Source organism: Aliirhizobium wenxiniae (assembly GCF_019511445.1).
GTDB lineage: Bacteria > Pseudomonadota > Alphaproteobacteria > Rhizobiales > Rhizobiaceae > Neorhizobium > Neorhizobium wenxiniae_A.
In genome coordinates, this window is record NZ_JAEUAN010000018.1 from 112,475 (window position 1) to 126,320 (window position 13,846).

The 13,846-nt window shown below is 60.0% G+C and carries 16 protein-coding genes; 7 read left to right on the forward strand and 9 right to left on the reverse strand.

Translation table 11 applies throughout. From position 1 onward, the window contains the following. The first annotated feature begins 29 nt into the window (after positions 1-29). The gene (locus JNB91_RS21060) at positions 30-215 is read left to right on the forward strand and encodes a hypothetical protein (RefSeq protein ID WP_220327436.1); all 186 of its coding nucleotides are present in this window, start codon (positions 30-32) and stop codon (positions 213-215) included. Positions 216-326: 111 nt separating this feature from the next. On the opposite strand, the gene JNB91_RS21065 is transcribed toward JNB91_RS21060, so the two are convergent. Both JNB91_RS21065 and cobT read right to left on the reverse strand, forming a co-directional pair. Further along, a complete protein-coding gene (locus JNB91_RS21065; protein WP_220327437.1) occupies positions 327-725 on the reverse strand; it encodes a diacylglycerol kinase in 399 nt (132 codons plus the stop codon). 9 nt (positions 726-734) lie between these two features. Then, positions 735-1,751, reverse strand: a complete 1,017-nt coding sequence (gene cobT / locus JNB91_RS21070) for a nicotinate-nucleotide--dimethylbenzimidazole phosphoribosyltransferase (protein WP_220327438.1) — start codon at positions 1,749-1,751, stop codon at positions 735-737. 68 nt (positions 1,752-1,819) lie between these two features. On the opposite strand from cobT, the gene cobS reads away from it, so the two are divergent. The 3 genes from cobS to JNB91_RS21085 are packed head-to-tail and all read left to right on the forward strand — an operon-like array spanning position 1,820 to position 3,577. Then, positions 1,820-2,638: an adenosylcobinamide-GDP ribazoletransferase gene (gene cobS / locus JNB91_RS21075; RefSeq protein WP_430736331.1), complete on the forward strand. Its 819-nt coding sequence runs from the start codon at positions 1,820-1,822 to the stop codon at positions 2,636-2,638. A 19-nt stretch (positions 2,639-2,657) separates the two neighbouring features. Beyond that, on the forward strand, positions 2,658-2,879 hold the full coding sequence (locus tag JNB91_RS21080; RefSeq protein WP_220327439.1) for a DUF1289 domain-containing protein: 222 nt from the start codon (positions 2,658-2,660) through the stop codon (positions 2,877-2,879). Continuing rightward, the gene (locus JNB91_RS21085; protein WP_220327440.1) at positions 2,876-3,577 is read left to right on the forward strand and encodes a TIGR02281 family clan AA aspartic protease; all 702 of its coding nucleotides are present in this window, start codon (positions 2,876-2,878) and stop codon (positions 3,575-3,577) included. Before JNB91_RS21080 ends, JNB91_RS21085 begins: the two co-directional genes overlap by 4 nt. A 91-nt stretch (positions 3,578-3,668) precedes the next feature. On the opposite strand, the gene JNB91_RS21090 is transcribed toward JNB91_RS21085, so the two are convergent. Together JNB91_RS21090 and JNB91_RS21095 are read right to left on the reverse strand one after the other, a co-directional pair. Beyond that, positions 3,669-4,694: an NAD-dependent epimerase/dehydratase family protein gene (locus tag JNB91_RS21090; RefSeq protein ID WP_220327441.1), complete on the reverse strand. Its 1,026-nt coding sequence runs from the start codon at positions 4,692-4,694 to the stop codon at positions 3,669-3,671. Positions 4,695-4,721: 27 nt separating this feature from the next. Continuing rightward, positions 4,722-5,306: a TetR/AcrR family transcriptional regulator gene (locus JNB91_RS21095; protein ID WP_220327442.1), complete on the reverse strand. Its 585-nt coding sequence runs from the start codon at positions 5,304-5,306 to the stop codon at positions 4,722-4,724. Positions 5,307-5,850: 544 nt separating this feature from the next. Between JNB91_RS21095 and JNB91_RS21100 the strand changes: the two genes are divergently transcribed. Further along, a complete protein-coding gene (locus JNB91_RS21100; protein WP_220327443.1) occupies positions 5,851-7,230 on the forward strand; it encodes a GntP family permease in 1,380 nt (459 codons plus the stop codon). A gap of 84 nt (positions 7,231-7,314) precedes the next feature. On the opposite strand, the gene JNB91_RS21105 is transcribed toward JNB91_RS21100, so the two are convergent. Beyond that, positions 7,315-8,310, reverse strand: coding sequence for an AraC family transcriptional regulator (locus JNB91_RS21105; RefSeq protein WP_220327444.1), 996 nt, complete (start codon positions 8,308-8,310; stop codon positions 7,315-7,317). A gap of 83 nt (positions 8,311-8,393) precedes the next feature. Here JNB91_RS21105 and JNB91_RS21110 point away from each other — a divergent pair, with 83 nt between their 5' ends. Next, complete coding sequence (locus tag JNB91_RS21110; protein WP_220327445.1) at positions 8,394-9,596, forward strand: MFS transporter; 1,203 nt, start codon at positions 8,394-8,396, stop codon at positions 9,594-9,596. Between the two features lie 74 nt (positions 9,597-9,670). Here the strand turns inward: JNB91_RS21110 and JNB91_RS21115 are convergent, their stop codons facing one another. Both JNB91_RS21115 and JNB91_RS21120 read right to left on the reverse strand, forming a co-directional pair. Next, positions 9,671-10,432, reverse strand: a complete 762-nt coding sequence (locus JNB91_RS21115; RefSeq protein WP_220327446.1) for an ABC transporter permease — start codon at positions 10,430-10,432, stop codon at positions 9,671-9,673. Beyond that, the gene (locus tag JNB91_RS21120; RefSeq protein WP_220327447.1) at positions 10,429-11,355 is read right to left on the reverse strand and encodes an ABC transporter ATP-binding protein; all 927 of its coding nucleotides are present in this window, start codon (positions 11,353-11,355) and stop codon (positions 10,429-10,431) included. The genes JNB91_RS21115 and JNB91_RS21120 overlap by 4 nt, the downstream gene beginning before the upstream one ends. A 252-nt stretch (positions 11,356-11,607) precedes the next feature. Here JNB91_RS21120 and JNB91_RS21125 point away from each other — a divergent pair, with 252 nt between their 5' ends. Continuing rightward, a complete protein-coding gene (locus JNB91_RS21125) occupies positions 11,608-12,690 on the forward strand; it encodes a DUF5677 domain-containing protein (RefSeq protein ID WP_220327448.1) in 1,083 nt (360 codons plus the stop codon). Between the two features lie 3 nt (positions 12,691-12,693). Here the strand turns inward: JNB91_RS21125 and JNB91_RS31215 are convergent, their stop codons facing one another. Both JNB91_RS31215 and JNB91_RS21130 read right to left on the reverse strand, forming a co-directional pair. Further along, entirely contained in the window at positions 12,694-12,822 is a 129-nt protein-coding gene (locus JNB91_RS31215; RefSeq protein WP_262928020.1) for a hypothetical protein, read from the reverse strand. A gap of 48 nt (positions 12,823-12,870) precedes the next feature. Continuing rightward, complete coding sequence (locus tag JNB91_RS21130; RefSeq protein WP_220327449.1) at positions 12,871-13,692, reverse strand: sulfite exporter TauE/SafE family protein; 822 nt, start codon at positions 13,690-13,692, stop codon at positions 12,871-12,873. Between the last annotated feature and the right edge of the window lie 154 nt (positions 13,693-13,846).

Sequence of the window (13,846 nt, forward strand, 5' to 3'; positions counted from 1 at the left end):
GAACGCCGTTTGCGACAGTCTTCCTGCTCATGCTGAATTCGCATGCGTATCCGCTGCCCCGCGGCCCAGGAATGGGCGTGTTCAGCAATATTGAAAATGTGCTCGCTCACCTGTCCGTCCTCGCGTATCCGAACGACCCACCTGAAATTAGATTCAAAAATTTCGATCTTGTCGTCTATCAAGGTGACAAGCTCCGCGACATTCAGAAAACATGACAGAAGCTAAGTTTTCAGGATTCGCACGTCCACTACAAGAAGTTGTAGTCCCGCATCACGGATCCGTGATGCCATAACTAGGCAATTGGAATATCTGAACATTCCGATTCTCTAAGACAACCAGAATAGAGCCCTGATCACGACATAAAGAGCAAACAGGCCGTTTGCTGCCAAAAGGCAGAATACGGCGAAGGAACCGAGATCCTTCGCGTGACGTCCGACCGTGGAGATCTCTGGCGAGATTCGATCGACGAGTTCCTCGATCGCGGTGTTGAGCGCTTCGGCGGAAAACAGGAGCAGCATGAGTATGAGGAAGATGAAATAATCCATCGCGGCTGCGCCAACGACGGCAAACAGGATGAGGCCTGCCGCAAAAGCATAGACCTCGTGCCGGAAGGCCTCTTCCTTCCACAGGCGCAAAAGCCCCTGCATCGAATATCGCGTCGCCGCGATGACCCGGCGAACGCCGCTCGCTTTTCCGTTTCTAGTGTCGAGCGGCGTCTGTTCCATCTATTGCCTTCAGGCCTTGTTGGTCACGCCAGCCTGCTCATAAGTCGCCATGCCGGAATGGCAGGCGGCGGCCGACTTGACGATACCCGCAGCCAGTGCTGCGCCCGTGCCTTCACCCAGCCGCATGCCGAGCGCCAGAAGCGGCGTCTTGCCAAGCTTTTCGATGGAGCGCAGATGCCCCGGTTCGGCAGACACGTGACCGATCAGGCAATGGTCGATCGCCGATGGGTTCATGGCCTTCAGGATTGCGGCAGCGGCGGTTACAACATAGCCATCGAGCAGGACCGGGATCTTTTCCATGCGGGCGGCCAGAATGGCGCCGGCGATCGCGGCGATCTCACGGCCGCCGAGACGGCGTAGGATTTCGAGCGGATCGGAAAGATGATCCTTGTGGAAATCGACCGCCTGTTTGACGACGGCGATCTTGCGCGCCATCAGTTCGCCATGAGACCCGGTGCCAGGACCGACCCAGTCTTCCGCCTCGCCGCCATAAAGCGCCAGATGGATTGCCGCAGCGATCGTCGTGTTGCCGATCCCCATCTCGCCGAGGCAGAGAAGATCGGTGCCGCCGGCAATCGCTTCCATGCCGAAGGCCATGGTGGCGGCGCAATCGCGCTCGGAAAGGGCAGCTTCGGTTGCAATGTCACCTGTCGGGTAATCGAGCGCCAGATCGAAGATCTTCAGGCCCAGATCATGGGTGACGCAGATCTGATTGATTGCCGCACCACCTGCGGCAAAATTCTCCACCATCTGCTGGGTAACCGAAGGCGGGAACGGCGTAATGCCGTGCCTGGTGACGCCGTGATTGCCGGCGAAGATCGCCACGAGCGGGCGGGTGACGGCCGGCGCCCTGCCCGTCCATGCGGCGAGCCAGAAGGCGATTTCCTCAAGTCTTCCAAGTGCTCCCGCCGGCTTGGTCAGCGTCGCATCACGCTCGCGGGCATCCACCAATGCGCGCGGATCCGGTCCCGGCAGGTTGGCAATCAGGTTACGGAAATCGTCGAAAGGCAGGCCGCTCAAACTCATAGAAGTCTCTCTCGTCTTGGCCGGCGGGTCGTCATCTGACACTTGTGTTCGCCGGCAAATCGCGCTTTGTGTGCGCTTCTCTTAATCGCCTATATCGGGAGCGACAACTGCCAAACGCGACGGATTTCATCGCCGACCTCGCCCGCTCGGTCGCATTCTTAAGCCGCATCCCCGTGCCTGACCGGTTCTTTCTTGGCCAGAGCGGGTCTTTTTCGCGCGCTGTGCGGGCATTTCCGCTTGCCGGAGCACTGATCGCGCTTATCCCCGCCCTCGTTCTCTACACGTTGTCGCAGACCGGTGACGCGCTCGTGACAAGCCTTATCGCCCTGTCATTGATGGTGCTGATGACCGGTGCGTTGCACGAGGATGGTCTTGCCGATGCAGCCGACGGGCTGGGCGGCGGACGAGATCGTGAGCATGCACTGGCTATCATGAAGGACAGCCGTATCGGTTCCTATGGCGTGGTGGCGATGCTTCTGTCCTTCTCGCTGCGCGCCGCGTCGCTTGCTGCCCTTGCGCGCTTCGATTCCAGCCTGGCGGCAGTCTCCATGCTGGCTGCGGCCTGCACCAGCAGGTCGGTGATGATCTGGCACTGGAGCGCCCTTCCCCCTGCACGCACCAACGGGGTCGCCGTCGCGATAGGCGCACCGGAACGAACCGCGCGCAATATAGCGCTGCTGATCGGCGGCCTGATGGGGCTGATCTTCATCGCCTCGCATCTCGGCGTTACGGTCGCGATCTTCGTGATTGTCGTTTCTGCCGCCGCCGGCCAGCTTTTCACCGCCTTCGTTCGCCGCAAGCTCGGCGGCCATACGGGCGATACGATCGGTGCAACACAACAGGTTAGCGAAATCGTGGCTCTGGCCACCCTTGCCCTGATCGTCTGAACCTCCGATATAGGATCGCATGATATCGCCCTGCATCCTCGTCTGTTCGATCGACATGAAGACCGGCTATTGTTTTGGCTGCGGGCGAACGCGCGACGAGATTGCCGGCTGGATCGATTATTCGGATGCCGAGCGGCAATCGATCATGGACATGCTTGCCGCGCGGATGGAGACGATCGAGCGCAAGCCGAGACGGGAAACACGGCGACAAAGGCTAGCAAAGGAGCGCCAGACCACATGAACGGACTGACCCTCGTGCTTCTCGTGCTCGGCGCTGGCCTGGCGCTGCTGGTCTTCAATCATGACAGCGGCCAGACCTTCGGCATCGACAACAGTGATTTCGGCCAGCTCATCTATCTCATTCCGATCGCCGGCCTGCTTGGCGCCGGCATTCTCGCCGGGCGGCGCGGCAGCATGAACGAGGCGCTGCGCAATCTTGCCATCTGGCTGGTCATTATCCTCGGCCTGGTCGCCGCCTATCTCTATCGCAATGACGCCAACCAGTTCGCCGGCCGCATGGTGGCGGGTCTGATGCCCGGCCGCGCCGTTGTCGTCACCGGGCGCGACGGAAACGAGGTGATCATCCAGAAGGCGCTCGGCGGACATTTCCAGGCCGATGTCTCGGTTGACGGTAAAACGATACCGATGCTGGTCGATACCGGCGCAAGCAGTGTCGTCCTGTCCTTCGACGATGCCGCCGCAATCGGCATCGATACGGCAGGCCTCGCCTATACGGTCCGGGTGATGACCGCGAACGGCCCGGCCATGGCCGCGCCCGTCAGGCTGAACAAGATTGCCATCGGCCCTATCTCCCGCAGCAATGTCCGCGCCATGGTGGCGCAGGACGGCATGCTCAGCGAAAGCCTGCTCGGCATGAGTTTCCTGTCGACGCTCAGTTCGCTCAACATGCAGACGGACGAGTTGCGCTTGAGGGATTAGGGCCGCACTGGATGTGACCTTGTTTTTCCCCCGGTCCTGATGAGCTGCATCAAAGCGGCAAGCCGGATGATGCGCCCCGACTTGAAGACTATCAGTGCTGAGCGGAGCGTAATTCCGCCAAGCCCTCGTCCCTTGATATGACTGGCGTATAACTCAAATCCCGCTGGGCTTTGCCGATGGCGAAGGTCACCTCAACGGCCGAGGTCGCATAGGTCTGCAGGGTTAAAGGCGGTATGATCCGGCCGCCCGATATTTTGACCATGACATCACCTATGGTCGCGACGGTGCGCACCACAAAGCGGGGCACGATCTTTTCGGGAACGGCAAAACCCTGTGTTTCGATCAGAGCCGAAACCATGGCCCGGAATGTCACCGGCTCTGCGTCCGAGATGAAGTATACCTCGCCACCGCGGCCATGGCCGAGCGCCAGTTCGACGGCGTGGCAGAGATTGGCGACATGCGTCGTGGAGGTGAGATAATTGCCGCCCGAAATCCATGCGAACTTGCCCGAGCGCACCGCCTCCAGAAGTGTCGGCAGCGCGGTCGTGTCGTCGCGTCCCCAGATGAAGCGCGGGCGCAAGACGACAACCGAGAAATCGGGACCATTGGCCGCCAGTGCGATCCGCTCCGCCTCTGCCTTGCTGCGCGAATAGCCGCCTGCCGGTTTCGGTGGCAGCGGCATGGTCTCATCCACATTGACCAGCGGCCTGCCGGTAGCAAGCACGGATTCAGTGCTCAAATGAATAACCTTGGCGATACCTGCGGTTCGAGCGGCATCGAGCACGGCCCGCGTGCCTTCCTCATTAACGCGTCGCTGCTTCTCCGTCGCCGGGCCGTGGTCAGTGTCGGCTGCGGCATGGATCAAGGCATTGCAGCCCGCCATCCCAGCGGCGAGCGTGCTCTCGAAGAGATCGCCTCGGAAGGCAACAGCACCGAGTGCCTCAACTATCTTCGCCGATGCATCACTGCGAGCAAGCGCCGTGACCGCAACTCCGCGGGCGACAAGATGCCGGATCAGATTGCGGCCGACATAACCGCTGCCTCCCGTCAGAAAAATCGGTCGGAACGGGACGAATTTATCCGTGGCCGCGGCCGGTGCGGCAATGCTGTCTGTCATGTCATTCACCCGATGGGACTTTAAGTGTCAGCCCGTCTTGACGCCAGGAAGGTCGATTTCTCCCGGTTGCGCCGTCACGAGCCAGTTGATTTCGCGAAGAACCCTGTCGCGGTCTTCGCGTGAAAAATGATGGAAATCGAGATGTTCGAGGAACTTCAGCCCTTCCAGCGCCAGATAGGCCAGAAGCGCGCCGCGCGGCGACGGCGAGGTTTCCTCGATGCGAGAGATCGTCCGCGCCTGGCTCTGCTGCATCTTGCTGCGCAGACCTTCGTCGAGCGCAAGCGCGGCGCTGAGGTTGAGGGCCACCGCCTTGAATTCCTCCGGCGGCGGTTCGCAGGCCGCAAGGATCCGCCCCCTGATCGCGCGATCCTCGGCGGCGTCGAGCTTTTCCTCGATCCCGGCATGAAAGGCGGTGTCACGTTCGAAGGCGCGATCGACAACGGCTTCGACCAGCGCCTGCTTGGACTTGTGATCATAGAGAACGCTGGCCTTGTTGACGCCCGCCTCCTTGGCCACGGCATCAATCGTCAGATTGGCGGCACCATCGCGTCCGACGACACGTTCAGCCGCATCGAGTACGGCCTGCTGATCGATAACGCGTTTCCTGCCCATGGATCCATCTGATTAATTTCCAACCAGATGGTTATAAATAAACTGAGCGATTTGTGTCAAGCACGTTGGCGCGACTCGTACCCGGCAGAAACGGGCCTCACGCCAAAGGTCCGCAGTAGATGAGATCCCGGCGCGAACAACAGTAGAGATTGGGTATCTTGGCATTCACACATTCGTCAGCGATGCTCCCTTGTCAGCCAGCGACAGCTTTCCATTTCAACCGGATCGAAGATGCTTTGATCGGTTCACCTGCGATGCGCAAAGTTGCGAAGAAAAATGTCCGGGCTTACCGCCGTGAGATCAAGAGTGGCCGGTATTGGCAGGGAATATAGCCCTTCCCGCCGATTTTTATCATTCGGAACCTTGGAAAAGTTCACAAATGATAAAAATATCGGGGGAGCCACAGTTGAATTTGGCCCTAAACTTATCGTAAGCGCGCGCTGGGCTTAGATCGATCTAAGCCGACATGTGAGGAACTCTATTTAGGCAATTAATGCAATCGGGCGGCGACATGCCGGTTCCCCCGCATTGGAGGAGTATACATTTGCCGCAATTCGAACAGACCCTGGGCGCGGGCGCGCTCATTTCCATCGCAGCAGGCGCCGTCGCGTTGCTGCTGGTTCTTATCATCCAGTTTCGCGTCCATGCTTTCGTGGCGCTCATTCTCGTCAGCTTCCTGACGGCGCTGGTCACGGGCATTCCGGCAGCAAACATTCTCAACACGCTGACCTCGGCATTCGGCTCGACGCTTGGCGGCGTTGCACTGCTCGTCGGTCTCGGTGCAATGCTCGGACGCCTGCTCGAAGTCTCCGGTGGCGCACAAGCGCTGGCGGATGATCTCGTGCGGCGCTTCGGCGAAAAACGCGCGCCGATGGCGCTCGGCATCGCGTCGCTGTTCTTCGGCTTCCCGATCTTCTTCGATGCCGGTCTCGTCGTCATGCTTCCGGTGATGTTCACCGTGGCACGTCGTCTCGGCGGCAGCCTGCTGCTTTACGGCATCCCGGTTGCGACCGCTTTCTCCTGCATGCACGTCTTCGTGCCGCCGCATCCGGGTCCGGTCGCGGCAGCCGAACTGCTGGGCGCAGATGTCGGCCTTCTGGTCATCATCGGCCTGGTCGTTGCCATCCCCACCTGGATCGTTGCCGGCCACTTCTTCGGCAAATGGATCGGTAACCGCATCAACCTGCCGGTTCCGGACGACGTCGTAGAAGAAAAGTCCTCGGACGAGCACGTCACGCAGCCGAGCCCCGGTCTGGTTGTCGCTCTTCTTCTCCTGCCGCTCATGCTGATCTTCATGAATACGGGTCTCGATTTTGCCCGTGCCCAGGAATGGGTGAGCAAGGATGCCGGCTGGTTCCAGCTCCTGCGCGCCATCGGCTCCACGCCGATCGCACTGCTGATCTCGGTTCTGGTCGCAGCCGTCGTACTCGGCCCGATGCGCGGCCGCGCACCGTCCAAGGTCGAGCGTATCGTCGAATCCGCTCTCGGCCCGGTCTGCTCGGTCATCCTGATCACCGGCGCCGGCGGCATGTTCGGCGGCGTTCTGCGTGCTTCCGGTATCGGTGACGCCCTGTCGGGCGCACTGGCCGATATCGGCATGCCGGTCTTCGTCGCAGGCTTCCTGATCTCGACCGCACTGCGCGTCGCTCAGGGATCGGCAACCGTCGCGCTCATCACCGCTGCCGGTCTCGTGCAGCCTGCGATCCAGGCTGCCGGCTATCAGGGTGTCGAACTGGCAGCCGTCGTGATCGCCGTCGCATCCGGCTCGGTCATGCTCTCGCATGTCAACGACAGCGGTTTCTGGCTGGTCGGCCGGTTCTTCAACATGGATATCAAGACCACGTTCAAGACCTGGACCGTGATGCAGACTCTGATGGGTCTGCTCGGCTTCGCGCTGTCCGGCCTGATCTTCTGGCTGGCATAATCGTCAAGCTCTAAAGGCTGCGGGCGCGCTTCCGGATGAAAGCGCGCCCGTTTTCTATTCTACACCAAGCATCCCGAATGGATGTCAGGCGATCGCCGCCAGCTCGACCATCTCACGCGAGACCTCGACATCGCCCCTGCCACGAAAATGGCTCGGCGGATCGCCGATGATGCGCTTGAAGGCGCGGCTGAACGAGGCTTCCGCGTCATAGCCGAGCTTTTCAGCAACGGTCGCAACCCGCATGCCGTCCTTCAGCCAGAGCCGCGCCTGATGCATTCTGACCCGTGCCACGTATCGCGCAGGCGTCTCCCCCACCACACGGGCGAAACGCTCGGCAAAACCGGAGCGCGACGCGCCCATCAGTTTTGCGAGTTCAGCCACCGACCAGTCACGGTCGGGCTCCAGATGAATGGCGGCCAGAACGCGGCCGATTTCGGGATTACGCACCGCTGCGATCCAACCGCTCGTGTTGCCGCAGCCATGTTCCACCCAGGTGCGGATGATCGTTGCCGTCAGCACATCGGCAAGACGCGCCAGAATGCCGCCAGCGCCGACACGGTCCATGTCGACTTCCCGCGCCATGGCCTCCAGAAGATGCGGGATTGCCGGCTCGTTGGTTGCAAGATCGCTGGTCAGCATCGTGTCGGGCATCAGTTGCAACAGCGGATGCAGCTTGTCGATGTTGAACCGCATCGAGGCGGTCAGCGCCACCGTGCCGCAACGGGCATCGGCGCATTGCATGTCGAACACGCCCTGGCAGACTTCCTTCTTGCCGTAACGCGCGAATGGAAGCGGCGTGACGGTTTCGCCGCTGGCTATCACATGCGCGTCACCGCGCGGCAGTATGACAGCATCGCCGGCATTGAGCCGCAGCCATTCACCCGTGGGCGTCTTCAGCAGCGCTGACCCGGAGGAGATGAAATGGAAGCGTGCGGCATCCTCGGCCGGAAAGGCCGTGGCCCAGGGGTCCGACAGCCGGCAACGGCCATATTCGACGCCGTCGAGCCTCAGCCCCCGCAGCATTTCAGACAGCGGATCGATCGCAACGGATGAAAATGATTTGGACGAATTGTCAAGCATGTCGGATTTTCTAGCATGGAAACGCCAGCCCGTCACGCCTATTCCTGACACAAGCCAAATCGGCTGCAATTCAGGAGAATCCCATGCACGGCACCCAAACACCAACCGACGACGCAGCACGAACAGATGACGTTGCGCGCTGGGGCGCGGTGACGTCGCTCACGCTCGGCGTCTTCGGCCTCGTCACCGCCGAATTCCTGCCCGTCAGCCTGCTCACCCCGCTATCCGTCGATCTTAACGTCGGCACCGGCGTGGCCGGCCAGTCGATCACCACGACCGCCGTCATCGCCGCCATCGCCGGTCCCGCCGTCGTCATCGGCACCCGCAATATCGACCGTCGCTGGACGGTTCTGGCGCTCACCGCACTTCTGATCGTCTCCAGTCTCGTCGCAGCGATTGCCTCAAACATCTACACGGTCTTTGCCGCCCGTATCCTGCTCGGTATCGGGCTTGGCGGCTTCTGGGCCATGTCGGGCGCACTTGCCATGCGTCTCGTACCGCCGCCGCTGATGCCGCGCGCCATGGCGATCATCATGGCCGGCGTTTCGCTTGCCACCGTCTGTGCCGCCCCGCTCGGTGCCTATATCGGCGACACGCTCGGCTGGCGGGCCGCCTTCTATCTCTCGGCCAGCGTCGGCGTCGTCGCCTTTGCAGTTCAGGCCTTCACCCTGCCCTCCCTGCCGCCGACCGGCCATGCCGGGCTTGGCACGCTTGCGGCCGTCATGCGCCGTCCGGCAATCCGCACCGGCCTGATCACCATCCTGCTCTTCGTCGCAGGCCATTTCGCCGGCTTCACCTATATCCGCCCGTTCCTGGAACGGGTGCCGCAGCTTGATGTCGAAACCATCTCGCTGATCCTGCTTGCCTATGGTGCGGCCGGTTTCGTCGGCAACATGCTCGGCGGCGCAGTGTCGGAGCGCAGCCCTCGCCTGTCGATCATCCTGTTCACCTCACTGGTTGCGGCTTCTGCCGTCATCCTCGCCATCGGCGGCGCGTCACTGGCCGTCGCGGCAACCGCGATTGCACTCTGGGGCCTCGCCTTCGGCGCATTTCCGGTCAGCGTCCAGAGTTTTATCGCACGCAATGCACCGGATGAGGCGGAAAGTGCCGGATCTCTGGTCGTCACCACGTTCCAGATCGCGATCTCCAGCGGTGCGGTTCTCGGCGGCCTGCTGATAGAAACCGAAGGTCCGATCGCCGTCGTCATGTTCCTGGCTGCAGCCGCCCTGCTCGCCGCTTCCGTCATGGCCGCACGCGGTGAGCGCCGTCAACTGTCGCTCGGATAATCTCCAAGCCTCGACAAAAAACGATCGGCGGCACTTGCCGCCGATCGTATCTTTCCGCCGATCAGTTCGTTTCGTCAGCTCCGCAGCCGATAACCCGTCTTGAACATCCAGCCGAGGACGGACAGGCAGAGCCCGAGAAAGACGCCGATCATCACGAGGCTGATCACCGGATTGACGTCGGCTATCTCGTAAAAGCTCCAGCGGAAACCGCTGACGAGATAAAGAACCGGGTTAAGATGGCTCACCGCCTGCCAGAAGGGCGGCAGCATGTCGATCGAATAAAAACTTCCGCCAAGGAATGTCAGCGGCGGTACGACGAGCATCGGCACGATGTTCAGCTGCTCGAAATTCTTCGCCCAGACACCGATGATGAAGCCGAACAGGCTGAAGGTGATTGCGGTCAGCACCAGGAAGAGCACCATCATGAATGGATGGGCGATACGGATGTCGACGAAGAAAGAAGCCGTCGCCAGGATTATCACCCCGATGATCAGCCCCTTGCTGGCAGCCGCCCCGACATAGCCGATCAGGATTTCCGTCATCGCCACGGGCGCGGACAGGATCTCGTAGATCGTACCGGTGAATTTCGGAAAGTAGATGCCGATCGAGCCGTTCGCCACGCATTGGGTCAGAAGCGTCAGCATGATCAGGCCGGGCGTGATGAACGACCCGTAAGAAACGCCCTCGATCGACTGGATACGCGAGCCGATCGCCGTGCCGAAGACGATGAAATAAAGCGAAGTTGTGATGACCGGCGAGATGACGCTCTGCAAAAGCGTGCGGCGCATGCGCGCCATCTCGAAGAAGTAGATGGATTTGATCGCTTCGAAATTCATGCCTTCTCCTCCACCAGAGAGACAAAAATGTCCTCGAGCGAGCTTTGCCTTGTCGATAGATCGCGGAAATGAATGCCCGCATCGGTCAGCGCCGAAAGAAGCGAGGCGATACTGTCCTGACTTTCCTCATGGCTGTATTCATGGGTGAGCGACATGCCGTCCTCACTAAGCGATAGCGCGAAGGGCGAGAGGCTTGGCGGGATTTCCGCCAATTTCTCAGTCAGTTCGAGCTTCATCTGCTTGCGGCCGAACTGCTTCATCAGGCCGGTCTTTTCCTGCAACAGCAGAAGCTTGCCGCCATTGATGACCCCTACCCGGTCAGCGATCTCTTCCGCCTCCTCGATATAGTGGGTGGTGAGAATGATGGTCACGCCATCCTCGCGCAGGCGCTTGACTACTTCCCACATGTCACGACGCAGGCTGACATCGACACCGGCCGTCGGCTCATCGAGGAACAGGACTTCCGGTTCATGGCTCAGCGCCTTGGCGATGAGAACGCGCCGTTTCATGCCGCCGGAAAGCTCGCGCAGCATGTTGTCCTTCTTCTTCCACAAGGACAGCTCGCGCAAAATCTTCTCGATCAGCGCCGGGTTCGGCTTCTTGCCATAGACGCCGCGGGAAAAACTCACCGTGTTCCACACCGTCTCGAACTGGTCGGTGGTCAGTTCCTGCGGAACGAGGCCGATCAGCGAGCGCGTCTGGCGAAAATCCTTCACAACGTCATGGCCGCCGACCAGCACCTTGCCGCCGGTCGGATTGACGATGCCGCAGATGATCGAGATCAACGTCGTCTTGCCGGCGCCATTCGGCCCGAGCAGCGCCAGAATTTCGCCGCGCTCGATATCAAGGTCGATGCCCTTCAAGGCCTCGAATCCGTTGCCATAGGCCTTGGTCAGTTGCTGTACGGAAATAATGGGAGGCATGGGAACCGCATTTGTATTGGAAGACATCGAGAGGAATATGTTCCCCGGAGATGCCGCAATATAGGGGCGCGTTTCCGTTAAACTATCCCGTCATGGAAGAATATTGCGTTCGGGATTTTGGGATGATGCGGAGGACGATTGGTCTGCTATCGGCCCGAAGCAGACACGCCCGGGAACGTGAGACGTAATGTGTCAAACTGGTGTAGAGGACCGGAAGCAAGAGAACGGCATCAGGTGATGGGAGACTAAAAGATGGCAGGTTCCGTTATGGACAGTCAAAAGAGGAAAGGGAAACGGACAGCCATCGAACCTTGGCCGATGGATGAACTTCAACATGATTTTGAGAAGATCATTCGGCAGGCCTTTGAAGAAGGGAACAGCTTAACTGAGAGGCAGATTGAACGCATGGCATCGGGAACGGTGAAGGCGGCGGGTAGGCTCTTCTACCGATCGCTTATCGACCGCGCGCCTCCGATGCTGGCGGAACGACGCAAGCAGCAAGCAGGCTTTGAATCACGCAACCTGCGGCGCTGGCGAAAGGCGTTCGACCTTCTGGAGACAATATGGGTCTGCTGTGAAGAACTGGGCAGCGCGTTCAACGGCCATCATCGCCCTCAGGCCGTTCAAGAGCAGGACCATGTTTTCGAAGCGATGACGTATCTTCATGGAAAAGCCCTTCTCGTTACGTCCGAAATAATCTGTCTATTGAGGGACGGTTTTGCCGATGGCGCGCTTGCGCGCTGGCGCACTCTTTATGAGAACAACGTCATTGCAACTTTGATCCGCCAGGAAGGGCAGGAGCTCGCACTCAGGTACGTGGCCCATTCGCGCGTACAAGCATGGCTGCGGGAGGGAGCCGAGACATATAATCTGCCGAACGAGGACGCCGAACTCCAGAAGCAAGCCGAATTTGCCATCTCGACTTTTGGGGAGGAGATGAAACATCGACACGGCTGGGCCTCAAAGTTAGTCGGTAAGAAAAAGCCGACATTCAAGGACATTGCCGCAAAGTGCGGCCAAGGGGCCGAGGGCGGCGTCTATGAATATGCGTCTCATCACATCCACTTTAACCATCGAATGTTCGACGAACTACTGGCGACATCCGAGTCTGAGCAAAATGTGTTGCTCGTGGGGCCGAGCAATTCAGGAATGGTCGGGCCTCTCACAGCGACCGCGCTTAGTATGGTCGAAGCCACTTCTCTTCTGTTGCTGCACAAACCGAACCTCGACCGGCTCGCGCTGCTGGACTCGGTGTGGCGCATGGCCAAACGCATGAACAAGCTGGCAGGCGGCCTTGAGAAGCGCACCTTCGAAGCTGCAAAGAAGCGCAAGTAAGTCTCAGCTAAGGGCCAGCAGAAGAGACCGTCCGCTCGGGCCAAGCCTCCAAGCGCATGTCTGCTTGAGCGTCTTGTGACGGAAGAGCTGCCAGTCCGCTTCCGGCCCCATTTCGGCCAACAGCCTGCTCATTAAGAATGTCTCCTATTGGCGCAAAACAGACCTTCGCATCGCTCAGCCTCAGAAAACCACACTGGCGAAAAACTGCATCGCGATCACGACAAGAAAAAGCGCGAACCCGATTTCCAATTGCCGTTTCGAAAGCGCATGCGCAAGTCTTGCGCCATAGGGCGCCGTATAGAGCGTAACCGGGATCAGAAGAGCGACCGCGAGCCAGTTGATATAACCAGTCGAGAACGGCGGTAGGCCTGCCTTGCCCCAACCGCCCCAGACATAACCGATGAGGCCGGGGATCGAGATCAGCACGCCGACACCCGAGGAGGTCGCGACCGCCTGATGGATGGTGCGGCCGTAAAGCGTCATGAAGGTGTTGTTCAACACGCCGCCGCCGATGCCCATCAGGCCCGACAGGATGCCGATACCGGTACCGACCATGAATTTCAGCGGATTGGCAGGAAGCTCGTCACCAAGTTTCCAGCTTGCACGGTTAAAAATCATCCGCAGCGCGAGGATCAGCGCGATCACGGCAAAGATCAGCCGCAATTCGGTACTGGACGCCCAGGCGGCAATCAGCGTTGCGATAAGCGTGCCGAGCGGCACGGCAACGACCCACCCCTTCAGAAGATCGATATCCACCGCGCCGCGCTGGCGATGGGCGGTAAAGGAGCGGACAGAAGTCGGCACGATAATGGCAAGCGAGGTGCCAAGCGCCAGATGCATGCGCACCGCGTCATCTATGCCCATAAGCCCGAAAACATGGAAGAAGATCGGCACGAGGATCGCACCGCCGCCAACACCGAACAGGCCGGCGAGAAGCCCTGCAAGCACGCCTGCAGCCAGCAAGGCTGCCACGAAGGGTAGAAGATCGACAAGCGCGGGCATCACGTTCTCCGGCTAAGGTTTGAACTCATGAGCCGGGATTTCAGGGGCATGAGCAATCGAGGCAGGACGGGGTATTGGCAATTACGATGACGAGAAGCAGAAGGCCTTGCCGCCACCGTCATCGTCCGTTGACCTCATCGCATCATTGGCGACA

Excerpts from the sequence above, each read along its gene's own strand:
- JNB91_RS21065 (WP_220327437.1), bottom strand. The coding sequence starts at position 725 with ATGGAACAGACGCCGCTCGACACTAGAAACGGAAAAGCGAGCGGCGTT.
- JNB91_RS31215 (WP_262928020.1), bottom strand. The coding sequence starts at position 12,822 with ATGAGCAGGCTGTTGGCCGAAATGGGGCCGGAAGCGGACTGGCAGCTC.
- JNB91_RS21130 (WP_220327449.1), bottom strand. The coding sequence starts at position 13,692 with ATGCCCGCGCTTGTCGATCTTCTACCCTTCGTGGCAGCCTTGCTGGCT.
- JNB91_RS21110 (WP_220327445.1), top strand. The coding sequence starts at position 8,394 with ATGCACGGCACCCAAACACCAACCGACGACGCAGCACGAACAGATGAC.
- JNB91_RS21060 (WP_220327436.1), top strand. The coding sequence starts at position 30 with ATGCTGAATTCGCATGCGTATCCGCTGCCCCGCGGCCCAGGAATGGGC.
- cobT (WP_220327438.1), bottom strand. The coding sequence starts at position 1,751 with ATGAGTTTGAGCGGCCTGCCTTTCGACGATTTCCGTAACCTGATTGCC.
- JNB91_RS21080 (WP_220327439.1), top strand. The coding sequence starts at position 2,658 with ATGATATCGCCCTGCATCCTCGTCTGTTCGATCGACATGAAGACCGGC.
- JNB91_RS21090 (WP_220327441.1), bottom strand. The coding sequence starts at position 4,694 with ATGACAGACAGCATTGCCGCACCGGCCGCGGCCACGGATAAATTCGTC.
- JNB91_RS21115 (WP_220327446.1), bottom strand. The coding sequence starts at position 10,432 with ATGAATTTCGAAGCGATCAAATCCATCTACTTCTTCGAGATGGCGCGC.
- JNB91_RS21105 (WP_220327444.1), bottom strand. The coding sequence starts at position 8,310 with ATGCTTGACAATTCGTCCAAATCATTTTCATCCGTTGCGATCGATCCG.
- JNB91_RS21095 (WP_220327442.1), bottom strand. The coding sequence starts at position 5,306 with ATGGGCAGGAAACGCGTTATCGATCAGCAGGCCGTACTCGATGCGGCT.
- JNB91_RS21120 (WP_220327447.1), bottom strand. The coding sequence starts at position 11,355 with ATGCCTCCCATTATTTCCGTACAGCAACTGACCAAGGCCTATGGCAAC.
- JNB91_RS21085 (WP_220327440.1), top strand. The coding sequence starts at position 2,876 with ATGAACGGACTGACCCTCGTGCTTCTCGTGCTCGGCGCTGGCCTGGCG.
- JNB91_RS21125 (WP_220327448.1), top strand. The coding sequence starts at position 11,608 with ATGGCAGGTTCCGTTATGGACAGTCAAAAGAGGAAAGGGAAACGGACA.